Here is a 21,997-nt window from a genome sequence, read left to right as displayed (position 1 = left end):
GGAGAACTCGTGAACGAGTCCGCACATCTCTTCCCGGCGTTGCACGACGCGGACACCGGCGTCGCTCGGCGGGACGCACTGCGCTTCGGCGACCGCGGTCTGACCTATGCCGAACTCGCCGCCGCGGCGGGCGGCCTGGCCCGGCGGCTGCGCGGGCACACGCGCGTCGCCGTGTGGGCGACACCGACCCTGGAGACGAGCGTGGCCGTGGTGGCAGCGCTGCTCGCCGGTGTTCCCGCGGTGCCCGTCAATCCGAAGATCGGCAGCCGGGAACTGGAACACATCGTCGGCGACAGCGCACCGTCGCTGGTACTCGCAGCGCCGGGCGCCGACCTGCCGGACGCGCTCAACACCTTGCCCCGCAACGACATCGAGGTGACCGCCAACGACCTCTCCGACGGGCAGGACGGGGTGGAGCCCGACCCGGAAGCCCCCGCGCTGATCGTCTACACCTCGGGGACCACCGGTGCGCCGAAAGGTGTCGTGCTGCCCCGGCGCGCGATCAGCAGCACCCTGGACGCCGTCGCGGACGCCTGGGAATGGACCTCGGCGGACGTTCTCGTGCACGCGCTGCCGCTGTTCCACGTGCACGGCCTGATCCTCGGCATCCTGGGGCCGTTGCGCCGGGGTGGTTCGGTACGGCACCTCGGCCGGTTCGACACGCACGCGCTGACCGCCGAACTGCACGCGGGCGCGACGATGATGTTCGGCGTTCCCACCATGTACCACCGAATCGCGGGCGAGGTCGATGCGGACCGGCGGCTCGCGGACGCGCTGAGTGGCGCACGACTGCTGGTGTCCGGCTCGGCGGCGCTGCCGGTGCACGACCACACCCGGATCACCGCGGCGACCGGGGCACGGGTGGTGGAGCGATACGGGATGACCGAGACGCTGATGAACACCAGTGTCCGCGCCGACGGCGAACGCAGGCCCGGCACGGTCGGCGTTGCCCTGCCGGGCGTGCGGGTGCGGCTGGTCGACGAGGCCGGTGTTCGGATCGAGGGCGGCGACGGCGAGACCGTCGGCGAGATCCAGGTGACCGGGCCGAACCTGTTCACCGAGTACCTCAACCGTCCGGACGCGACCGAGGAAGCGTTCGACGGCGACTGGTTCCGCACCGGCGACATGGCGGTCCTCGACGCCGACGGGTACGTGCGCATCGTCGGCCGCAAGGCGACGGATCTGATCAAGAGCGGCGGGTACAAGATCGGTGCCGGGGAGATCGAGAACGCGCTGCTGGAGCATCCCGGCGTCGCCGAGGCCGCGGTGACCGGCGAGCCGGACCCGGACCTGGGTGAGCGGGTGGTGGCCTGGGTGGTGCCTGCCGGCGAGCCGCCGACGCCGGCGGAACTGGCCGATCACGTCGCGGGCCTGCTCTCCCCGCACAAACGGCCCCGCGTGGTGCACTTCCTCGAATCCCTGCCACGCAACGACATGGGCAAGCTGCTGAAGCGGTCGCTCGGTGGCTGACAACCGGTCCGCACGCGCCGTCGTCGACAGTGTCTGCGACAGCTTCGCCGACCTCCCCGCACCGCCGGACGAGCCGTCCACTGTGGACGGGCCGATCGGCTGGCCCGGCTACGACGCCGCACACGCGGGCGCCGCGGAACGAACCGGCGAGCGGGAGTCCGTTCTGTGCGGCACGGCGACGTTCGGCGGTGTCCGGGCGGTCGTGATCGCGTTCGAGTTCGGCTTCCTCGGCGGTTCCATCGGTGGCCGGACGGGCGCACTACTGGAATCCGGCTTCGGATACGCGCGGCAGAACCGTCTGCCGGTGGTGTCCCTCGTCGCCACCGGAGGCAGCCGGATGCAGGAGGGCATGCGGGCGCTGACCCAACTCCAGCGCGTCGCCCGGCAACTCGCCCTGCACCGGTCGGCCGGGCTGGCACATGTTTCGGTGTTGCGCGATCCGTCGACCGGCGGCGGATGGGCCACGCTGGGTGCGGGCGCGGACGTCACATTGGCCCTGCCCGGGGCACAGGTCGGCTTCGCGGGTTCGCGGGTGCGTCCACCCGGTGACGATCTCGCCTACACCGCCGAGTCCCAGCGTGACACCGGGCAGGTGGACGAGGTGGTGGACGGTGCCGACCTGGCCGCCGCGCTGTTGCGGTGGCTGCGGGTGCTGGCCGGGCCACGGCTCGACGAGGCACCGTTGCCGGAGGCGCTGGGTGGCACCGAGCCTGCCCAGACGGGCTGGGAGGCGGTACTCGCGGCCCGCGCGCCGGCGCGCCCCCGCGCCGACTCCTATGTGGACGCCTATGTGTCGGGGCGGGTGGTGATCAGTGGTGACCGCTGTGGTGGCGTGGATCCCGGCGTGCTGTGCGGATTCGGGGTGCGCGACGGTGGTGCGGTGGCGTTCGCCGCGCAACGCGGCACCGCCACCGAGCCGGCCGGATTCCGCACGCTGGCGCGGCTGGTCCGGCTGGCCGACCGGCTCGGAATTCCAGTACTGACCATTGTGGACACTCCGGGTGCCGCCAATGACGGCGCGGCCGAACGGGCCGGTGCCGGGGCGGCGATAGCCGGACTGTTCGAGGTGATCGCGTCGGCGGCGGTGCCGGTCACCACGCTGGTGATCGGGGAGGGCGGATCCGGTGGGGCGCTGGCGCTGGCCACGCCGGGGCGAACCTGGGTGACCCCCGACGGCTACTTCACGGTCACCTCGCCGGAGGCGGCAGCGGCGATCCTGAAACGCGAGACGGACGAGGTGCCGGCGATCGCCGACCGGCTCCGGCTGCGACCCGCCGACCTGCTCGAACTCGGTGTCGTGAACGGAATCGTCGGTGGCCCGCGGTAACGTGTGAAGAAAGGGGGCCCCTGGCCGTACGAACGGTCCGTTCACGCGGCCGGGAACCGGACCGCCGGACGCGGGCACGAATCCGGTTTCGATCGAGGGTCAGGTCGGGACGACGTCCGCCACGCGGTCCCGCCAGGAACCGTGCGGCTCGAACGCCAGCGTCCGCACGTCGTCCGCACGCCGGTCCAGCCGCAGTACCAGGTAGTCCTGCGAGAGCCGGTCCGCCGTGCCCTCACCCCACTCGACGACCACCGCGGAACGCTCCAGGTCCGCGTCGAGGTCCAGATCGTCCAGCTGGGACAGATCGCCACCGAGCCGGTAGGCGTCGACGTGAACCAGCGGGACCCCGGACTCGCCCGCCGGATGGACGCGAGCGAGCACGAACGTCGGCGAGCTGACCCTGCCACCCACCCCGAGTCCGTCTGCGATACCACGGGTCAGTGTCGTCTTCCCGGCACCGAGCGGCCCGGCCAGCAGAACCAGGTCCCCGGTACGCAGCGAGGCGCCCAGCGTCCGCCCGAAACCGATGGTGTCGTCCGCGGTGCGCAGTTCCGTCAACGCCACGACCACAACCCCCAACGCCGCGCATGGTGACCGTCCAGTCCGGAACAGTACTGGAGCAGGTCGATGAGGTGACTGTTCACCAGTTCCGCCTGTTCGAGCTGCACCATGTGCCCGGCGCCGCGCACCCGCACGAGTTCCGCGTCCGGCAGCTCCGCGGCGATCCGTTCCGCGTGCGAGTACGGCGTCAGCCGGTCGGCGTCGGCACCGACCACCAGCACCCGCACGTGCTTGAGCCCGGCCAGCGCGGCGTACCGGTTGTGACTGCCGAGGGTGTCGACGAAATGCACGAGCTGCCGCACCGAGGTGTTCCCCAGCATCTCCAGCATGAAGTCGACCAGTCGTGGGCTCACGTCCCGGCTGCCGAACGCGAGCCTGCGCACGGCCTGCCGGGTGAGCTGCCCTCCCGCCGCCCGGACGAACTCCACCAGCCCCGGCTGCCAGCCGGCCAGCTCGCCCACCCCACGGGTCAGTGGGTTGTACTTCGACAACAACGATCTCGGCAGGCCACGCGCGCCGAGCTCGCCGGCCGCGGTGGCGATCAGCGCGACGCCGCGGACACGATCGCCGAACAGGTCAGGGAATCTGCTCGCCAGTTCCATGATGACCATGCCGCCCATCGAATGTCCCAAGAGGACGATGGGGCCCTCCGGGGCGACCGCGCGCAGTACCGCGTCCAGGTCGACGGCGAGCTGCTCGATGGTGCTGGTGTCGGCATCCGAAGCGCCGGAAAGGCCGTGGCCGCGGTGGTCGTAGTACACCTGCCGGACGCCCGGCAGGGCGAGCGAGGCGAGCGCACCCCGCTGGAAGTGCCAGCTTCGGCGGGACACCGCGAAGCCGTGCACGCCGACGACCGTCAGCAACGCCTCGCCGCCGTCGGCGGGGTCGATCTCCTCGACCGCCAGCGGAGTCCCATCATCGGCGGCCACAGTGGACGTCCGGCTCGGCTGCACCTGCCCGATCGGTTCCATCGTGAACGGATCCGCCACCTGTCTGCGATTGCGGCTGGCCACGGCGAGCGCCGCCGCCGCGCTGCCCGTCGCCACCGCGCCGACCCCGCCCGCGATACCCAGCAACCGTCGCGACACCATCACCGCACGCCCTCTCCGACATACCGGCGGCGAACCCGCGGCCGGAACATCCCGGTGACGATCTCGTAGTCGATGGTGCCGATCGTGTCAGCCCACTCGCGCGCCGTGGGTTCCCCGGCCGCACCGGTACCGAACAGCACGACCTCACTTCCCGGCTCCGGCTCGTCCCCACCGCAGTCGACGACGAGCTGGTCCATGCACACCCGTCCGGCTACCGGCCTGCGCCGACCGCCGAGCCACACATCCATCCGGCCGGACAGGGTGCGCGGCACCCCGTCGGCATAGCCGACCGGCACCAGCGCGAGCGTCGTCGCCACATCCGCCGTCCACGTGTGTCCATAGGAGACGGACTCGCCGGCAGCGATCCGTTTGCACAGCGCCACGGCGGACCGGAAGGTCATCACCGGCCGCAGGTCTTCCTTCTGTGGCACCGGATTCAGCCCGTACATGGCGATGCCGACCCTTACCAGGTCCAGGTGCAGGTCCGGGCGGGTCAACGTGGCCGCCGAGTTCGCCAGGTGCCGCAACGGGGACAGTCCGGCCGCCGTGGCCGTCGCGTACGCCTCGGCGAAACGGGCTGCCTGCGCGTCGATCGACGGATGTCCCGGCTCGTCCGCGCAGGCGAGATGTGACCAGACAGCGGCGATCCGCACGCGCGGCTCCGCCGCCGCCGCGGCGACCAGATCCGGCCAGAGAGCGGGCGGGCAGCCGTTGCGCGACAGTCCGGTGTCGATCTTCAGGTGCACCTCGGCGACGCCGCCCACCCGGCCCGCGGCCGCGGCGACGCGGGCGAGTTCGGCGGCGGAGCTCACCGAGACGTCGACTCCGGCGGCGATCGCCGGGGCCAGATCGGTGTCCGCAGTGTCCAGCCAGCTCAGGATCCTGGCGTCGATCCCGGCTTCGCGCAACGCGATCGCCTCGGCCGCGGAACAGGCGCCCAGCCAGGTGGCTCCCGCGTCGAGAGCGGCCCTGGCGACCGGCACGGCCCCGTGCCCGTAGCCGTCCGCCTTCACCACGGCCATCGTCGCGGCGCCCGAACCGGCCGCCCGGCCGGCGAGCAGCGCCACGTTGTGCCGGATCGATCCGAGATCGATCACGGCCTCGGCGCGGGGCGTGGCGGTATCGCTCATGACCGGTTCAGTTTCCCACAGCGTCCCGCTCGGTGAGGGAGACACTCACCACGAAAGGGTCAGCTCAACGAGCGCACCGCGCGGATCGCGGCGGGGATCGCGGCCTGCACACCGGAGGCGGACACCGGTGCGCCCTCGGCCGCCAGCCTCGCCGAGAGGGAATGCACGTACGCCGCCGCTCCGCACGCCAGCCACGGATCGAGGCCGGCGGCCAGCAGGGCACCCACCAGCCCGGCGAGCACGTCGCCGGTACCGGCCGTCGCCAGCCACGAACCCTCCGGCACGTTCACCAGCGCGCGTCCGTCCGGCGCGGCCACGATCGTCGAGTGCCCCTTCAGCAGCACGACGGCGTCCACACGGGACGCGAGCTCCCGCGCCGCCGTCACCCGATCCGCGCCAGGTTCGGCACCGGCGATCCGGGCGAACTCGCGGTCGTGCGGGGTGAGGACCAGTGGTGTGCCGGGATCGCGGGCATCGAGCACCTCGGGGTTCGACGCCAGGATGGTGATGGCGTCGGCGTCCGCACACACCGGGACGCCCAGCCCCAGCACATGCCGCAGCACCTGGCGTCCCTCGTGCCCGGTGCCGATCCCGGGGCCCGCCACCCACGCCTGCGCCCGGCCCGCGTCGGTGACCGCACCGGTGGCCACCACCTCCGGCCAACGGGAACGCACGACGTCCGCGGCGGGCCCGGCGTACCGCACCATGCCGGAGGTGGCCAGTACCGCGGCACCGGTCGCCAGCACCGCGGCACCCGGATAGGTCGCCGACCCGGCCGCGATCCCGGTGACCCCCTGTGTGTACTTGTCGTCGACCATGCCGGGCATCGGCCACGCCGCCGCCACATCCACACCGTCGAGCAGGTGCAGGTCCGGCTCACCGAGTTCCGTGCCCAGACCGAAATCGATCAGCGAGACCGCACCGCACCGGCCCGGATTCATTACGTGCACGGGTTTGCGCGCACCGAAGGTGACGGTGTGATCGGCGCGCACGGCGGGACCGTCCACCACGCCGGTGTCCGGGTCGACCCCGCTGGGCAGATCCACCGAGAGCACCGGTGCGGCGATGTGACGGACCAGTTCCGCGGCCTCCGGGCGCAGCGGCCCCCTGGCCGAGAGACCGACGATGCCGTCCACCACCAGATCCGCCGCCTCGATCCACTGTGGACCATCCACAACGGACACGACACGGCCACCGGCCCGGCGCAACGCGGCAAGCCCCTGCGCGTGGGTCCGGTCGGGCGCCAGCAGCACCGCGGCCACCGCCACCCCGCGCCTGCGCAGGAAAGCCCCGGCCCAGAGCGCGTCACCACCGTTGTTCCCCGCCCCGACGAGCAGGGCGACCCGGCGCCCGGCAACGGCACCGGCGTGCTCCGCGAGAATCCGCGCGGCACGCACCGACACCCCGAACGCGGCCGTCCGCATCAGGGCACCGTCCGCGACGCGGGCCAGCAGACGCTCCTCCGCCGAGCGGATCCGTTCCGTGGTCCAGATTCCCCGCATCCCGCACCTTCCTCGCGACGGCGTCCGATCAGCGCGAGCGAATCACTCCACCGTCACGGACTTGGCCAGGTTGCGCGGCTTGTCCACGTCGTACCCACGCGTCTTCGCGATCTCGGCGGCCAGCACCTGCAACGGCACCGTCGACACGAGCGGCTGCAGCAGAGTCGGCATCGCGGGAATCTCGACGAGCTCGTCAGCGAACGGGCGCACCGTCTCGTCCCCCTCCTCGGCGATCACGATGGTCCGCGCGCCACGCGCCTGGATCTCACTGATGTTCGACACCAGCTTCGAGTGCAGTACCGCACGCCCCTTCGGCGAGGGCATCACCACGACGACGGGCAGACCCTCCTCGATCAGCGCGATCGGCCCGTGCTTGAGCTCACCCGCCGCGAAACCCTCGGCATGCATGTAGGCGAGCTCCTTGAGCTTGAGCGCGCCCTCCAGCGCCACCGGGAACCCGACATGGCGGCCGAGGAACAGCACCGCCTTCGAATCGGCGATGCGCCGCCCGAGATCCCGCACCTGCTCCACAGTGGACAGTACTTTTTGGACAGCCGCCGGCGTGGCCTCCAGTTCGGCGAACTCGCGCGCCACCTCGTCCGGGTACTTCGTGCCACGCGCCTGCGCAAGGGCCAGGCCCACCAGGTAGTTGGCGGCGATCTGCGCCAGGAACGCCTTCGTCGACGCGACACCGATCTCCGGGCCCGCGTGGGTGTACAGCACGGCGTCCGACTCGCGGGGGATCTGCGCGCCGTTGGTGTTGCACACGGCCAGCACGCGCGCCTTCTGCTCCCGGGCATGGCGAACCGCTTCGAGCGTGTCCGCCGTCTCGCCGGACTGGGACACCGCGACCACCAGCGTCGCACGGTCCAGCACCGGATCGCGGTAACGGAACTCGCTGGCCAGCTCCACCTCGACCGGCAGACGGCACCAGTGCTCGATCGCGTACTTCGCCACCAGGCCCGAGTGGTAAGCCGAACCGCAGGCGACGACGAAGACCTTGTCCACATCGCGCAGGTCCTGATCGGAGATGCGCTGCTCGTCGAGAATGATGCGGCCACCGGCGAAGTGCCCGCGCAAGGTGTTGGCCAGCGCCTCCGGCTGCTCCTCGATCTCCTTGAGCATGAAGTACTCGTGGCCGCCCTTCTCGGCGGCCGACAGATCCCAGTCCACGGTGAACGGCTTCGCCTGGGCGGGCTCACCCGCGAAATCCGTCACCTCGTAGCCCTCGCGGGTGATCACCACGAGCTGGTCCTGGCCGAGCTCCACGGCTTCACGGGTGTGCTCGATGAACGCGGCCACGTCCGAGGCCACGAAGGTCTCCCCCTCGCCGACACCGACCACCAGCGGGGACGAACGGCGGGCCGCGACGATCGTGTCCGGCACGTCGGCGTGCGTCACCACGAGCGTGAACGCGCCCTCCAGCCTGCGGCACACCACACGGACACTCGCCGCGAGGTCCCCGGCCGTCTCACCCGCCGCGTAGGCACGGGCCACCAGATGCGCGGCGGCTTCGGTGTCGGTGTCGCTGGTCAGCTCGACGCCGTCGGCCTCCAGCTCGGAACGCAACGCGGTGAAGTTCTCGATGATGCCGTTGTGCACCACGGCCACCCGCTGGGTGGCGTCCCGGTGCGGGTGGGAGTTGCGGTCAACCGGCGGACCGTGGGTCGCCCAGCGGGTGTGCCCCATGCCGGCGGTGCCGTTGCGCACGCCCCCGTCGGAGGTCTCCAGTTCCGCCTCGAGGTTGGCCAGGCGACCCGCCTTGCGTTCGACGTGCAGGCCGCCCGTGCCGTCGAGCACCGCGACACCCGCCGAGTCGTAACCCCGGTATTCCATCCGACGCAGACCGCCCAGCACGACGTCGAGTGCCTGCCGGTGACCCACATATCCCACGATTCCGCACACGCCCACCAGCGTAACCAGACGGTGCCGGCGGGCTCGGCCGGTACGCCTCCGGGGTCGGCGTGCGCCTTTAGCGGGCTGAATGTCGTCCGGTCACCCCCGGGCCGTTTGATGCCGGCCGGGAGGGGCGCGAGCCCACCGTGCGCGTTTAGCGGGCTAAATGTCGCCGGAGAGGTACCGATAAGCACAGAGGGTCACCGATCAAGCGGTTAAGGTGACGTTGCGTGGATGGGGCTGGCTGTTATGGCCGGTCGGCCGGCATGGCCCGCCTCGGCTACGCTCGCGCCATGGCGGCGAAGCCCAAGCAGATACTCGACGAGCTGTCCCATCCCGGCCCGCACGAGGTGCTGCACGGCAACCTCGCGCTCGTCGGCCTCCCCGGCGTCGTGTTCACCCCCAGCGCCGGACTCAACCTGCCGGCGATCGCGTTCGGCCACGGCTGGCTCCAGCCGCCGACGCGCTACCGCGAGCTGCTGCGGCACCTGGCGAGCTGGGGCATCGTCGCGGCGGCCCCCGCCACCCAGAGCGGCCCGCTGCCTTCGCACCGGCTGTTCGCCTCCGACCTGCGCACCTCGCTCGACATCGTCACCGGCGTACGGCTGGGCGCCGACGGCATCAGCGTCGATCCGGGGAAGCTGGGCGTCGCCGGGCACTCCATCGGTGGCGGCGCCGCAGTGCTCGCCGCGGCGGACAAGGCGGACCGGCCCAAGATCCGTGCCGTGGCGACGATCGCCGCCGCGCAGACGATGCCGCCGGCCACCGAGGCCGCGCGCGACGTGCACGTTCCCGGGCTGCACCTGGCCGCCGAAGAGGACCTGGTGGCCCCGGCACTGGGCAACTCCGAGGCGATGACTCATGCCTGGGGTGACGAGGACGTTCAGTTCCGCACGATCGGCAAGTCGACACACCTCGGCGTCACCGAAGGCAAGCACTGGAGCCAGCTCGTCCTGCACGGCAAGCCACACCACCGGACGCAGCGCGTCACCCGGGCGCTGTTCACCGCGTTCTTCCTGACGCACCTGACCAGGACGGACGCATACCGCCCGCTGCTGGAGGCCGACCTCAAGGCCGCGACGCTGCCGCCCGCGGAGAAGCACGCCGACGTCTGATCGGCGCGCTCCCCTCGGCTACTTCATCCAGCTGTTGTTGGAGTAGTCGTCGTCATCGAACTCGTCCCGGCGCGCGTGCCTGCCGGACGGCCGCGGCGTGGCCTCAGGCTCGGTCGTCTCCGGCACGGCCCGCTCGGCAGCGGGCCGCTCCGGCTCGGCGGCCACCGGCTGTTCGCCCGCGGCCTCGGTCTGCTCCTCCGCCGGTCCGAACGAGAACGTCGTCGATCGCGACTTCACCGGTTTGCGCCACTCGTCGTTCGCGTGTGGGTCGGCGTTGCGCTCGGCGTTTCCGCGCGCCCGCTCGTCGAGCTGCTTGGTCAGTTTCTCGTTCGCCTCGCGCATTCGCTGCGACGCGTCGGCGTTCTCCCGCTGCTTCGCGGTGACGCGGTCGGTGATCTCGGCGGCCTTCGCCCTGGTGCCGGCGACAATCGTGGCGAAGGTGTCCTTCACCCGCGGATCAACGTTGCTCATCGTCTGCCCTCCCCGCCGCTGGTCAACGGTCGTAGCGGACGGAGCGGTCCGCGTCGTCGTCGAGTGAACCGCTGATCCGGCCGCCCGCGCCGGAGGTCTCGAAGATGCCGCCGTCGACGCGGTACCTGCTGGCGGTCCGTTCCTCGTCCTGGTTCTGGCCGCCACCCGCGCCACCCATCGCGCCCATGCCGCCCATCATCCCGCCGCCCATGCCGCCGGCGGCGCCGGAAGCGCCGGACGCTACGGCACCCGCGGTGTCCGAGCCGGGCGCGACGCCCAGCGAGGCGCCCGCCGCGGTCGGCTGCGGTGCCGCGGATCCGGACTGGGCTCCCATGCCGAGCGGTTCCGCGGTGGCGGCGGCACCAGCGCCGACCTCTCCACCGGCGGACGCTCCGACCCCGGCACCGACCTCACCGGAGACGGCCTGCGGTGACGTACTGGCGCCACCGGTTCCATCGCCCGCACCACCGGCTCCGCCACCACCGTCCACAGCGGCACCGTCCACAGCGACACCGGAGGCGGCAGCACCGTCCACGGCAGGCATCGCGGCCTCGCCGGTCGCCACGCCCGCGGCGTCACCTCCGCCACCGCCACCTGCCGGCGCCGATTCGCCGATCTCCACCCCGCCGGGCGCCTCGAATCCGGCACCCGCCGGTCCGGCGGACGTGCCGGCAGCCGGTGCGGCGGCGGGTTCGGGTTTCGTCTCGATCCGTTCCCCGGCCGGCCCGCCCAGGCTCTCCGGACGCTCGCCGCGTCCGATCAGGCTTTCCGCGCCACCGGCGGGCTTCTCCTCGCCGAGCGTGTACGTGGTCGGCTCGCCGGTGCCGTCGTCCACGGTCACCACGGTCGGGCCCTCCGGTCCCTGCGGCTGTTCGGCGGTGATCTTGAGGTTGCCGTCCTCGATGTGGATCTTGCCGTCCGGGCCGGGGCGGTAGACCTGGTCACCGGGCTTGTCGCCGGCCGCGAGGTCGGTGCCCTCCGCGCCCGGCTTGTCGTCCTCGCCGGTACCGAAGTCGAGCTGGTAGTCCTTCGCCGCGCCCGAGCCGTCGTCGACGGAGATCTCCATGTCGCCGCTCTCGTCCGGCTCGGTCATGGTGATCTTGTTGTCGCCCTTCTCGACCGTGACCGTGTCCCTGCCGTCCTTGACGGCCTCGCCGGTCTCCGGGTCGATCGGGTACGGCTCGCCGGTGGCGGGGTCGACCTCCAGCGGCTTGCCGGTCACCGGGTTCGTCCCCGCCTCCGCCGGCGGCTCCGCGCCGGAACCGCTGCCTCCGCCACCGCTGGGTGCTCCGCCGGAACCGGAACCCGCGCCCGCCCCCGAACCGGATCCGGAGCCCGAACCGCCGGAGTCCTGGCCGCCGCCACCGCTGTCCTGACCGCCACCGGAATCCTGACCCCCGCCGGAGTCCTGGCCGCCGCCGGAGTCCTGGCCACCGCCGTCCTTGCCACCGTCCTTGTCGCCACCCTGCAGGTCAGGCGAACCGACCTCGGCGAACGGATCCTGCTCCAGCTCCTTGCCGAGCTGGGCGATCATCGCGTCGTAGGTCTGCTGCACACCGTCCTTGGCGGTCTGCGCCTGTTCGTGAACGGACGAGGCCTTCGCCTCGTACTCGCCGACGAACTGCTCCAGCTTCGCCTCGCAGTCGGCGAGCGCCTGCTTGTACTTGGCGCACTCCTCCTCGATGTTGTCCTCGGTGATCTCTTTCGCGAAGTTGAGCCCCGCGACCGCGGCGATCGCGCCGATCGGGCCACCGATCAGGAATCCGAGCGCCCCGGCGGCCATGTTGCCGAGGAAGTCGAGCCCCTTCTCCAGCGCGTTCCGGTCGTTGAGTTCCTGGATCTTGTTCTCGAGCTCGGAGATCACGCCGGGCAGCTCGTTGCGGCCCTCGATCATGGCGTCGACGTCGGACGGGGTCATCTCCGCGATCCGGCCGTCGCCCCACTGGTTGTGCACCAGCTTCGCGAAGTCGACGACCTGCTGCTCCACCGCGGCGATGCCCTCGGTGATGACGCCCGGGGCCGCGTCCAGCGACTGCGCCAGCGTGGCTGACGCACCGTCGAGCTTGCCCTTGAACTGGCTCGCCGCCGTCGCGCCCGCACCCTCCCAGCCGGACATGTGCGTGCCCCAGGCCTGGTCGAGCTGCTGGGACGACTCGGTGACGGTCTTGCCGTTCTGCGTGAGCAGCTCGGCGTCGGCCCGGAACGCGGTGAAGTCGATACCGCGGAACTCGGCCGTCGCCGCCCGCAGGCTCTCCGGGTCGACGCCGCCGCCCCGCGCGTCGCCGCCGGTGACGCCGCCCTGGCCGCCCGCCTCGGTGTAGCGGGGATGGAATTCGTCGAAGATCTTCAGGCCGACGTCACCCTGGTCGATGATCTCGTCGGAGTTGGCGAAACCGCCTTCGTTGAGCCGGTTCCAGCTGTCGCCGAGGGCCTGCGAGGTCTCCGCGGCCCGCTGCTGCTCACGTCCCTCGAGCGCGGCGGCCTGCGCCATCTGCTGCGGGATCCCCAGCCCGAGCGGGTTGCTTTCGAGGTCCCCGAAAATCGCCTCGAACTGCATGCCGAGCTGGTTCGCGTAGTTCCACTGCTCCTCGTCGGTGAGCGCGCCGTCCGCGGCGAGACCGCGGAGGAGGAGCTTCTTCACCTCCGGCGAGACGTTCGGGTCGTCGAGGAGTTCGCGCTGTTCCTGGGTGCTCACTTCTTCGGCCATCGATCAGCCCTCCGCGTTCTTGATGGCCTGCTGCTGGTTCTCCTCGTTCGTCGAGTACGTGCTCGCCGCGTTGGAGAGCTGCCCGCCGAACTGGGTGGCGGCGGTGCCGTACTTCGCCGTGCCGTCCTTGAACCTGGTGAACGCCTGGGTGTACGGCTCTGCCACGCCCTGCCACGCCGTGCCGACCTGCCCGGCGGCGACGTTGGGGGTGAGCTTGCCAGAGGCCTGAGTCAACTCGGTGCCCTCCTGGTTGAACGCCTGGGCACCCGCGTTCAACTGCCCCGGGTCGGCCTTGTGGCCACCACCATTCGGCATGTGTTCTCCCCCTGTCGAGAAGGCTCGGATCGTCACGTTCACCTTCAGACGCAGGTGGACGCGATTCGGTGCCGTCGCATCTGCACACTGAATGTACTCAGCGGGGACCCTGCCCGCACCGGCTCCGGGATTTACCTACGCGAACGCGGTACGTCCTGCTCAGGCGGTCAGTCCGCCGTCCAGTCGGTGTGTGCGAAGTCCTCGTCGTCCACGGCTGCCCGGCGTGCGTGCCGCGCCTGTGGTCGCTCCGGGGCGGGCTCGGCGGGCGGGTCGTGCACGGGGTGTGGGGACGGCGGCGGGAACGGGGACGGTGGCCCGGCAGGTGGCGGCTCCTCGGCCGAACCGTCGTCCTCCTCGAAGCCGAACGAGTCCTCGGCGTCCTTCTTCGCGTACGTGCTGTCGGTGACCCAGCCGCCCGATGCCTCCGCGCGCCGCTGGACCTCTTTCTCCTCCTCGATCCGCTCGGCGGCCCGGAGGGCGTCCGCCTCGAGGCCGGTCGCGGTCGCCGCCCGCACCTCGGCGAGGCGGCGCTCGCGCAGGCCGCGTTGCTCGTGCTCCTCGCGGGAGACGGCCGCGAGCGCCTCGCGCGCCGCGGCCAGCCTGCCTTCGGCACTCATGCGCACCCCCTGGGCGTCGGGTAGGCGATCACCGGTCGAGCCAGGCGCCGGGACGGTCCGGTCCGTCGTCGAGCGAACCGCTGATCCGGCCACCGACACCGCTCGTGTCGAACAGGTCGCCGCCGGTACGCCACGGGCTGGAACCACGTTCCTGGTCACCGGAGTTGCCACCACCCGCGGCGCCCATGCCGCCCATCATGCCGCCCACTCCGGCGCCTGCCGTCGCGGCCTCCGCACCGCCGGGGGCGCTGCCGAGCTGGGCACCACCGGTGTCGGCAGGCGTCGTGGACCCGGCCGCAGCCGATTCGCGGGCATCGACGTCCTCGCCCGCGACACCGTCCACGCCGCTACCGATCGCGGCCGAGGGCGTCGTGCGCTGCCCGGGCTCGTCGGCGAAGTCCGCACCGGCGTCGTCGAGTGGGAGGGAACCGGAACTCGGCGCGTCTACGACATCGGCCGGTACCGCTCCGTTGGCGGACGGCACGCTCTCCGCGGGCGATGTCGCGGCGCTGTCCGGAGGCGAGGTCACGGCCTCGGCGGGCGGTTCCGGAGCCCCCGTCGCGGCGACAGGCGTCTCGGCGGATTCGGCGCCGGCGAGTGCGGCCGTCTCGGCGGCGGGCGTCACCGACTCCGGCTGCCCGGCTTCCCCGGCGAGCGGTACGCCGGTCTCGGCATCGTCGGTCTCGATCCCGGAAGACGCGTCGGTGGCGGGTTCACCCACGGTCTCGCCGGTGACCGGCGCGGCGGCCACCTCCGGGGAGTCGGCGAGCCCGCCGGCGTCACCCGGCGCGAGGGCCTCCGCGTCCGGCGCTTCGGTGTCCTGCTCTCCGAGGGTGTACGTCGTGGGTTCGCCGGAGCCGTCGTCGACGGTCACCACCGTCGGGCCGTCCGGGCCGTCCGGCCGCTCGGCGACGATCTCCAGGTCGCCGTCGGTGATCCGGATCGCGCCGTCCTCGCCGGGGGTGACCACCGTGCGGTTCGCGGCACCGGTTCCGTCGTCCTGGCCGTCCTGTCCCGCCTCGTCCGGCTCCGCCACGTCCTGCGAACCGGCCTGGGCCTGCTCGCCATCAGGGGCCTCGCCATCAGGGACGGGAGCGTCGGCGGAACCGAAGTCGAGCATGTACTCGCGGGCCTCGCCGTCGGCGCCCTGCACGGACAACGCGCCCCGGCCGTCCGGTCCCGGCGCGGTCAGGGACAGTTCGTTGTCCCCCCTGCGCACGGTCGTGACGTCCTGCTCCGCCGCCGCGTCCGGTACCGACTCGCCCGTCTCCGGGTCGATCGCGAACGCCTCGCCGGTCTCCGGGTCCCGCTCCAGTTCCGCGCCGGCCACCGGATTCGTCCCGGCAGCCGTTTCAGGTACGGGGGGTGCCGGGACGGCGGCCGATTCGGTCGTGGCCGCGGGTTCAGCGGCGGGTGGTTCCGGCGGTGCGGGCGGTGCCGGCATCGACGGAGCGCCAGCGGCGGTGGACGGCGCCGGCGGCGGACCGCCGGTGCCCGGGGACGGGGCGGAACCACCTGGTGGCGACGCCGTTCCGCCACTGGCGGGCATCGGCGCGGGTCCAGGCGCGGACGGGGCACCGGCGCTCTCGGTGAACTTGTTCGCGTACCCGCTCATGTACTCGCCGAGGGCGAACCACTTTTCGTCGACGGCTTTGACCGCCTGTTCGCACAGCGTGTCGAAGGCGTCGAGGATGCCCGCGAACTCGTTGGTGAACGCGGATACCCAGTTCTTGGCAAAATCGATGGCGATATCGAAATGGAGATTAGGCAGGATCGCGAGCGACGACGCTTCCGTCGGTGACACCTCGGAGCCGAAGACCGCGAAAACGGTGGCGATGTCCTCGGTCTCGGTCGACTCGCCCTTGGCGACGGCGACGACCCGGGTGGCCTGTGCCAGGGTCGCGTTCGCGATCGTCGGCGTGAACAGCGGCAGGACCTCGTCGACCTGGGCCCGGACCGTGTCGTAGACAGCCGTGACGGTCTCCGGGACCAGCTCGGACGCTCCCTTGAGATGGTCGAGCAGCGCCTGACCGTCCGGCAGGATCGCCTCGTTGAACTTGACGCTCGCCGCGGTCGCCGCCGGACCCGTCCACTCACCGAACAAGGTGTTCATGTGATTGCGGCAGTCGCCCAGCGTCGTCTCGACGATCCCGTGCGCCTTGCCGAACTCGTCGGCGTCAGCGAGGAAGTTGCGGAAATCGATGCCGGCGTTGCGGTAGAAGGAATCCCAGATGCGGGCCATGTAGTCGATCTGGCCCGGCGAGTCCGGCATCGGATTCCACACCTGGTTGATCCAGCTACACAGGAAGTCCAGCGTGGGCTTCGCCAGGTCCAGTACCTCGTCGGACGCCGTCACGCCCGCACCGCCCGGGGCGGGCGGGCGCATGGCGTCCAACTGCTGCTTGGACTGGCCGGCCGCGTCCTGCACCCGCCGATCGCTCGCCGAGCTGCGCTGGATGGTGCTGCGCGCGCTCTCGTACTTCGCGTCGAAATCCCCGCCACCGAACATCGGCGGCAACGCGGCCTTCATGACCTCGCGCTTCTGTTCAGGGGTGGCGTACGGGCTGTCGAAGATCTCGTTGACCCGATCGCGCTTGTCCGGCGGCACCATGGCCAGCATCGGCCCGAGCTCGGCCATCACACGGTCCCCGGGTCGTGCGCCGCGACGGCCGACGAGGTGGAGGCCTCCTGCTCGGCGTAGGCCTGACCGCCCGCGCCGATGCCGCCACCGAGAGCGTTCAGCTCCCCGGACAACCCCGTCAACGCGGCACCCACCTGCTCGACACCGGCCGAATACGCGGCGAAGTGCCCCCCGTGCACCCGGCCGAACTGCTCCTGCGTCACCTTCGGCGGTGCGACGAGCGAGGCCTGGGCGGCAGGATCCTCGGCGGCCTGGCGCAACCGCTCCTGCGCGGCCGCCATCGAGTCCGAACTGGCTGTGTAGCCGCCCTCTGGCACGGGTTCCCCCTTCAGGACCTGATGGTGCGGACGTGACCACTGTGCCGGTCCGTCCGTATACGGAATGTACCGATCGTGGCACGCCCGCGCAGGAACTCCACCGGGTTCACGACCGAGCACCGGATGCTACGAAGACGTCAGCGAGGATAACCGCCGCCATCGGGAGCACACCGAATCCCGGGCACCGCTCGGCGCCGCCACCGGGCGCGCCGAACCCACCGCAGGAAACCGCCTACGAGGCCGAGGACACGACGCCCGCGAGACGTTCGGCAGCGGCCTGCGCTATCTCCTCCGCGGGCGCCTCCACCATCACGCGCACGAGCTGCTCGGTGCCCGAAGGGCGCAGCAGCACCCGGCCCTCCGCGCCCAGCTCCGCCTCGACCGCGTCCACGGCGTCACGGACCGCCGCGGAGGTCGCCACCGCCGACTTGTCCGCGACCCGGACGTTCACCAGCACCTGCGGCAACCGGCGCATCACCCCGGCCAGATCGGCGAGCGAACGTCCGGTGGCCGCCATCCGGCTCATCAGGCGCAACCCGGTCAGCAGGCCGTCACCGGTCGTCGCGTGCGCAGGCAGCACGACGTGCCCCGACTGCTCGCCACCGAGGGAGAACCCGCCGGCGCGCAACTCCTCCAGCACGTACCGGTCACCGACCGCCGTGGTCCGGAGGTCGACGCCGTGCTCACGCATCGCCAGGTGCAGGCCCAGGTTGCTCATCACGGTCGCGACCAGCGTGTCGTTGGTGAGCTCACCGGCCTCCGCCATCGCCAGCGCCAGCACGGCCAGGATCTGGTCACCGTCGATCAGCTCACCCGCGGCATCCACGGCAAGACACCGGTCGGCATCGCCGTCGTGAGCGATCCCCAGGTCCGCGCCGTGCTCCAGGACCGCCGCACGCACCTGCTCCATGTGCGTGGAACCGCAGTCCGAGTTGATGTTCACCCCGTCCGGATCGGCGTGGATGGCGATCACCTCGGCGCCGGCCTTGCGGTAGACCTCCGGAGCGGCCGACGAGGCAGCGCCGTTCGCACAGTCGACGACCACGCGCACCCCCGCCAGCGAATGCGGGGTCACGGCCAGCAGGTGCGCGGTGTACCGGTCGAGAGCGTCGTCGACATCGGAAACCCGGCCGATCTCCGCACCGGTCGGACGGGTCGCCGGAGGCGTCAGGCCCGCCTCGATCTCGTCCTCGAGACCGTCCGGCAACTTGTGCCCACCGCCGGCGAAAAGCTTGATGCCGTTGTCCGGCATGGGATTGTGCGAAGCGGAGATCATCACGCCGAGATCCGCTTCCAGCGTGCTGACGAGATGGGCGACGCCGGGCGTGGGGATCACCCCGACGCGCAGCACGTCCGCCCCCGCCGACGCCAGGCCGGCCACCACGGCCGCCTCCAGCATCTCGCCGCTGGCCCGGGGATCACGCCCCACCACAGCGACGGGACGGTGGGAACGGTCGTGCGCCGCCAGCACGCGCGCGGCACTCGCCGACAGTGACATGGCGAGCTCCGGCGTGAGCTCGGCGTTGGCGAGGCCACGCACTCCGTCCGTACCGAACAGGCGAGCCATCTGTACACCTCCGTGTGCGAACAACCCCGACAACGTAGCGGCCCGCCGAGTCGACGGAACCGTGCCCCCGCGTTCGCGTTCAGCGGGCGAACTGTCACGCGCACGCCCCGGGGTGGCTCCCGTCGAGTGCATTTAGCCCGCTAAACGCACTCGGCGGGGTCGCAACGTGGGGCAAGGCGACGCGGGGACCCCGAACAGCACGGAAGCGCCCACCCGGAGACCGGATGAGCGCTTCCGTGGGATGCTCGGGCGCGGATCAGCGCTTGCTGTACTGCGGCGCCTTGCGGGCCTTCTTGAGGCCGTACTTCTTCCGCTCGACGGCACGCGCGTCCCGCTTGAGGAAGCCGGCCTTCTTCAGAACGGGGCGGTCGTCCGCGTCGACCTCGACGAGCGCACGAGCGATCGCCAGGCGCAGCGCACCGGCCTGGCCGGAGATCCCGCCACCGTGCAGGTTGCCGAAGATGTCGAACGAGTCCGGCTTCTCCACGGTCACCAGGGGCTCACGGATGAGCTGCTGGTGCACCTTGTTCGGGAAGTACTGCTCGAGGCTCTTGCCGTTGAGCTTGAACTCGCCGGTGCCCGGGACGAGCCGAACGCGGACGACGGCTTCCTTGCGGCGGCCGACGGTCTGGGCGTTGCCACCGGCGGCACGGGAAGGGCGCTCCTCGGCCGGGGACTCGCTGGTGGCGACGGCACCCTCGGTGGCTTCGGCGGCCGGGGCCTCCGTTGCCGGGGCTTCGGTCACAGGGGCCTCGACCTCGGGGGTCTCGGTCTCGGTGCTGGTCACAGACTGTTCCTCACTCACTTGGTCACCTGAGCGATCTTGGTGATCTCGCGCGTCGTGGGCTGCTGAGCGCTGTGGGGGTGCTCAGGGCCTGCGTAGACCTTGAGCTTCTTTCCCTGCGCGCGGCCGAGCTTGTTCTTCGGCAGCATGCCCTTGACGACCTTCTCGAGCAGGCGCTCGGGCTTGGTGTCGAGCAGCTCGCCGAACGAACGCTTGCGCAGACCACCGGGGTAACCGCTGTGGCGGTACGCGAACTTCTGCTCGCGCTTGTTACCGGTGAGCGCGACCTTCTCGGCGTTGACGATGATGACGAAGTCACCGGTGTCCACGTGGGGAGCAAAGGTCGGCTTGTGCTTGCCGCGCAGCAGCGTGGCGACCTCGGTCGCGAGCCGGCCGAGCACGACATCCTCGGCATCGATCACGTGCCAGGCACGAGTGACGTCGCCGGGCTTGGGGCTGTACGTGGGCAAGGGACTACCTCGTCGTCAACATTGCGTGTGGGTTCCGTGCGGGCCTAGCGCGTATACGCGCCGCAGCGCACAACAGCGATTGAAGATACCCGGACGCTCGACGGAGGGTCAAAGCGGGGGGTACCGCTGACCTCCATACTAGGGTGCGCGGCATCGGACCGCGACGACGACTCTCCGGGGGGACGAGGGTGACGAAGCGTGGCAGGGGCATCCGGCTGATGACGCTGGCGGCGTGCGCCGGACTGACACTGACAGCGTGCGCGGATACACGAGCGGGCACAGCCCTCCCGGACGGCGACGAGGCCTCCGAACACGTGTCAGCCAAGTTCAGCGGAGCGCTGGACAACATTGAGTCGGACTTCACCGCCAACACGCCACGCAAGACAGTTCTCGACCAACGTGTGCGCGTGAACGAGATCACACTGGATCAGCAGACGACAACCACACAGGTGGGGGATCCCATCGGCGTCGTCAGCCGCGAGCGGTCCAACGAGAACCCAGACGACAATCTCGAATACCTCAGACCACCCGGTTCTGATCTTCAATACATCCGCCTCGGCCCATTCTATTCCAGCCTGGCTCCGACGCCTTGGGTCTCTCGAGCTGACCCGGACCCGGGAATCGGCCCCTGCTCTCTTGCGGAGAACCTCATTCAGTGCCGAATGATCAAGTCGATTCGGGCTTCGACAGCCACGGGGGGCGACATGGAAGCCAAGAGCCTCTCCGACGGCGGGACAGTGCTCAACGTCGGAGTCACATTGGAAACATTTTTACGCAACCGACTACTCGGAGATGACGAGGTCTACTTCGAGAAACTCCCCGCCGCAGCGTTGGAGCAACACCTGGAAGCGACCATCGTCTTGACGCCTGAATCACAACTGCAGAACGCACGATTGGAGGGTGTCATTTCAGGTACCACAACGTCGAATAAGCCGTTTACCATGGAACTCTTGTTCCACTATCAGATTTTGGCCGCACCACGAGCAGACGAGATACCAGCAGCGCCACCCGCAGACCAAGTGACCCTACTTCCCGACCAGGCAGCGATCGACGATTTCAACAGTCGACGAGGGAAGCTCGTCGAGTAACAGAGGACTGGGCATGCACAAACGCCGATATACGCTGTTGGCATTGGGTTTGACAGCATTACTCCTCTCATCTTGCGCACAAGGGAAGACGGCGACCGCCATCCCCGACGGTGACGACGCTGCCAGTTACGTCACGGCGAAGTTCGCGGAGAAGCTGAAGGTCCTCGGCGAGGACTTCACCGGCAACGAGGCGCGGAAGAGTTCGCTCGAGAAGTTCGGGCGCATCGACGACAAGAAATCCGACCAGTTGATCGAGGCCGTACAGGTCGGTCGCCCACCGGCACGCCTCGCGAAAAACCATTCCAAACGCGATTCCAACGAGTACCTGGACTTCTTCCACCCGGCGGGCAGCCCAATCGAATACGGCCTGCTGGGACCCGTCTACTCCAGCCTCGCACCGACCCCCTGGGTATCGATGCCCTACGACGGCGGAACCCTCAACGCCTGTTTCTGGGAGGGTTACCAGGACGTCTGCAAGATGCTCGACGCCGTGTCCGCGGCCGTCGACAAGGGTGCGGCGGCGAAACAGGCGAAGAGCCTGCCGGACGGAAGCGTCGAACTACTCGCCGAGATCCCCCTCGGCGTATTCCTGGACAAGAGAGTGATCGTGTTCCCCGAACGGCTCCTCACCGACGTCAACGAGGAGATGAAGCAGGAACCGGTCGCCAGCAAGATCGTGCTCGACGGCCTTGGCAAGCTGCGGAGCATTGAGATGACAGGGTTGATCAAGGGTGACGGTCACGAGGTGGAAGTACGGATGAACTACCGGATCCTCGAACCGCCGACCGAGAACGACCTCCCCAAGATCCCGGACCCATCACAGGTGACGAACCTCCCCGACGAGGCAGCCGTCGCCGACTTCTACGACCGCATGGGCGAGATCCAAGACCGCTGACCGCACTGGCCACCACCCGACCGACGAGGTACC

The 21,997-nt window shown here is 70.6% G+C and carries 19 protein-coding genes; 5 read left to right on the top strand and 14 right to left on the bottom strand.

Going from position 1 to position 21,997, the window contains the following annotated elements; genetic code table 11:
* The first annotated feature begins 9 nt into the window (after positions 1-9).
* Both CFN78_RS01580 and CFN78_RS01575 read left to right on the top strand, forming a co-directional pair.
* Positions 10-1,470: an acyl-CoA synthetase gene (locus CFN78_RS01580; protein ID WP_420807836.1), complete on the top strand. Its 1,461-nt coding sequence runs from the start codon at positions 10-12 to the stop codon at positions 1,468-1,470.
* Positions 1,463-2,797 carry a carboxyl transferase domain-containing protein gene (locus tag CFN78_RS01575; RefSeq protein WP_094860709.1) on the top strand — a complete coding sequence of 445 codons (1,335 nt, stop codon included), beginning with the start codon at positions 1,463-1,465 and terminating at the stop codon, positions 2,795-2,797. The genes CFN78_RS01580 and CFN78_RS01575 overlap by 8 nt, the downstream gene beginning before the upstream one ends.
* A gap of 99 nt (positions 2,798-2,896) precedes the next feature.
* Here the strand turns inward: CFN78_RS01575 and tsaE are convergent, their stop codons facing one another.
* The 5 genes from tsaE to glmS are packed head-to-tail and all read right to left on the bottom strand — an operon-like array spanning position 2,897 to position 8,986.
* Entirely contained in the window at positions 2,897-3,367 is a 471-nt protein-coding gene (gene tsaE / locus CFN78_RS01570; RefSeq protein WP_094860708.1) for a tRNA (adenosine(37)-N6)-threonylcarbamoyltransferase complex ATPase subunit type 1 TsaE, read from the bottom strand.
* A complete protein-coding gene (locus CFN78_RS01565; RefSeq protein ID WP_165777403.1) occupies positions 3,352-4,449 on the bottom strand; it encodes an alpha/beta fold hydrolase in 1,098 nt (365 codons plus the stop codon). Before CFN78_RS01565 ends, tsaE begins: the two co-directional genes overlap by 16 nt.
* A complete protein-coding gene (gene alr / locus CFN78_RS01560) occupies positions 4,449-5,579 on the bottom strand; it encodes an alanine racemase (protein ID WP_094860707.1) in 1,131 nt (376 codons plus the stop codon). The genes CFN78_RS01565 and alr overlap by 1 nt, the downstream gene beginning before the upstream one ends.
* A 59-nt stretch (positions 5,580-5,638) precedes the next feature.
* A complete protein-coding gene (locus CFN78_RS01555; protein ID WP_094860706.1) occupies positions 5,639-7,081 on the bottom strand; it encodes an NAD(P)H-hydrate dehydratase in 1,443 nt (480 codons plus the stop codon).
* A 42-nt stretch (positions 7,082-7,123) separates the two neighbouring features.
* Positions 7,124-8,986, bottom strand: coding sequence for a glutamine--fructose-6-phosphate transaminase (isomerizing) (gene glmS / locus CFN78_RS01550; protein ID WP_094861051.1), 1,863 nt, complete (start codon positions 8,984-8,986; stop codon positions 7,124-7,126).
* A gap of 284 nt (positions 8,987-9,270) precedes the next feature.
* On the opposite strand from glmS, the gene CFN78_RS01545 reads away from it, so the two are divergent.
* Positions 9,271-10,092 carry a dienelactone hydrolase family protein gene (locus tag CFN78_RS01545; protein WP_094861050.1) on the top strand — a complete coding sequence of 274 codons (822 nt, stop codon included), beginning with the start codon at positions 9,271-9,273 and terminating at the stop codon, positions 10,090-10,092.
* Positions 10,093-10,110: 18 nt separating this feature from the next.
* Here CFN78_RS01545 and CFN78_RS01540 read toward each other — a convergent pair whose 3' ends face one another.
* The 9 genes from CFN78_RS01540 to rplM all read right to left on the bottom strand — a co-directional run bounded on the left by CFN78_RS01540 (position 10,111) and on the right by rplM (position 19,981).
* Positions 10,111-10,563 carry a hypothetical protein gene (locus tag CFN78_RS01540; RefSeq protein ID WP_133116266.1) on the bottom strand — a complete coding sequence of 151 codons (453 nt, stop codon included), beginning with the start codon at positions 10,561-10,563 and terminating at the stop codon, positions 10,111-10,113.
* 22 nt (positions 10,564-10,585) lie between these two features.
* Positions 10,586-13,270: a hypothetical protein gene (locus tag CFN78_RS28960; protein ID WP_165777392.1), complete on the bottom strand. Its 2,685-nt coding sequence runs from the start codon at positions 13,268-13,270 to the stop codon at positions 10,586-10,588.
* A 3-nt stretch (positions 13,271-13,273) separates the two neighbouring features.
* Positions 13,274-13,585 (bottom strand): WXG100 family type VII secretion target, encoded by a 312-nt coding sequence (locus CFN78_RS01530; RefSeq protein ID WP_094860704.1) that lies wholly within the window; start codon positions 13,583-13,585, stop codon positions 13,274-13,276.
* Between the two features lie 167 nt (positions 13,586-13,752).
* Complete coding sequence (locus CFN78_RS01525; protein ID WP_094860703.1) at positions 13,753-14,202, bottom strand: hypothetical protein; 450 nt, start codon at positions 14,200-14,202, stop codon at positions 13,753-13,755.
* Between the two features lie 28 nt (positions 14,203-14,230).
* On the bottom strand, positions 14,231-16,840 hold the full coding sequence (locus CFN78_RS01520) for a hypothetical protein (RefSeq protein ID WP_094860702.1): 2,610 nt from the start codon (positions 16,838-16,840) through the stop codon (positions 14,231-14,233).
* The gene (locus CFN78_RS01515; RefSeq protein WP_240519197.1) at positions 16,840-17,160 is read right to left on the bottom strand and encodes a hypothetical protein; all 321 of its coding nucleotides are present in this window, start codon (positions 17,158-17,160) and stop codon (positions 16,840-16,842) included. The genes CFN78_RS01520 and CFN78_RS01515 overlap by 1 nt, the downstream gene beginning before the upstream one ends.
* Positions 17,161-17,392: 232 nt before the next feature.
* Complete coding sequence (glmM, locus tag CFN78_RS01510) at positions 17,393-18,727, bottom strand: phosphoglucosamine mutase (protein ID WP_094860700.1); 1,335 nt, start codon at positions 18,725-18,727, stop codon at positions 17,393-17,395.
* 256 nt (positions 18,728-18,983) lie between these two features.
* Entirely contained in the window at positions 18,984-19,472 is a 489-nt protein-coding gene (gene rpsI / locus CFN78_RS01505; protein ID WP_165777425.1) for a 30S ribosomal protein S9, read from the bottom strand.
* Positions 19,473-19,528: 56 nt separating this feature from the next.
* Complete coding sequence (gene rplM / locus CFN78_RS01500; RefSeq protein WP_094860698.1) at positions 19,529-19,981, bottom strand: 50S ribosomal protein L13; 453 nt, start codon at positions 19,979-19,981, stop codon at positions 19,529-19,531.
* Between the two features lie 188 nt (positions 19,982-20,169).
* Between rplM and CFN78_RS28670 the strand changes: the two genes are divergently transcribed.
* Positions 20,170-21,069: a hypothetical protein gene (locus tag CFN78_RS28670; RefSeq protein ID WP_133116265.1), complete on the top strand. Its 900-nt coding sequence runs from the start codon at positions 20,170-20,172 to the stop codon at positions 21,067-21,069.
* A gap of 13 nt (positions 21,070-21,082) precedes the next feature.
* Positions 21,083-21,964: a hypothetical protein gene (locus tag CFN78_RS01495; RefSeq protein ID WP_240519195.1), complete on the top strand. Its 882-nt coding sequence runs from the start codon at positions 21,083-21,085 to the stop codon at positions 21,962-21,964.
* The last annotated feature ends 33 nt before the right edge of the window (positions 21,965-21,997 follow it).

The sequence above is a fragment of the Amycolatopsis antarctica genome, from assembly GCF_002262875.1.
GTDB classification, from domain to species: Bacteria; Actinomycetota; Actinomycetes; order Mycobacteriales; family Pseudonocardiaceae; genus Amycolatopsis; species Amycolatopsis antarctica.
The sequence above is the reverse complement of the archived record's forward strand: the minus strand, read 5'-3'. Positions and strand labels throughout refer to the sequence as shown.

Excerpts from the sequence above, each read along its gene's own strand:
- CFN78_RS01565 (WP_165777403.1), bottom strand. The coding sequence starts at position 4,449 with ATGGTGTCGCGACGGTTGCTGGGTATCGCGGGCGGGGTCGGCGCGGTG.
- alr (WP_094860707.1), bottom strand. The coding sequence starts at position 5,579 with ATGAGCGATACCGCCACGCCCCGCGCCGAGGCCGTGATCGATCTCGGA.
- CFN78_RS01555 (WP_094860706.1), bottom strand. The coding sequence starts at position 7,081 with ATGCGGGGAATCTGGACCACGGAACGGATCCGCTCGGCGGAGGAGCGT.
- CFN78_RS01545 (WP_094861050.1), top strand. The coding sequence starts at position 9,271 with ATGGCGGCGAAGCCCAAGCAGATACTCGACGAGCTGTCCCATCCCGGC.
- CFN78_RS01540 (WP_133116266.1), bottom strand. The coding sequence starts at position 10,563 with ATGAGCAACGTTGATCCGCGGGTGAAGGACACCTTCGCCACGATTGTC.
- CFN78_RS28960 (WP_165777392.1), bottom strand. The coding sequence starts at position 13,270 with ATGGCCGAAGAAGTGAGCACCCAGGAACAGCGCGAACTCCTCGACGAC.
- CFN78_RS01530 (WP_094860704.1), bottom strand. The coding sequence starts at position 13,585 with ATGCCGAATGGTGGTGGCCACAAGGCCGACCCGGGGCAGTTGAACGCG.
- CFN78_RS01525 (WP_094860703.1), bottom strand. The coding sequence starts at position 14,202 with ATGAGTGCCGAAGGCAGGCTGGCCGCGGCGCGCGAGGCGCTCGCGGCC.
- CFN78_RS01520 (WP_094860702.1), bottom strand. The coding sequence starts at position 16,840 with ATGGCCGAGCTCGGGCCGATGCTGGCCATGGTGCCGCCGGACAAGCGC.
- glmM (WP_094860700.1), bottom strand. The coding sequence starts at position 18,727 with ATGGCTCGCCTGTTCGGTACGGACGGAGTGCGTGGCCTCGCCAACGCC.
- CFN78_RS01495 (WP_240519195.1), top strand. The coding sequence starts at position 21,083 with ATGCACAAACGCCGATATACGCTGTTGGCATTGGGTTTGACAGCATTA.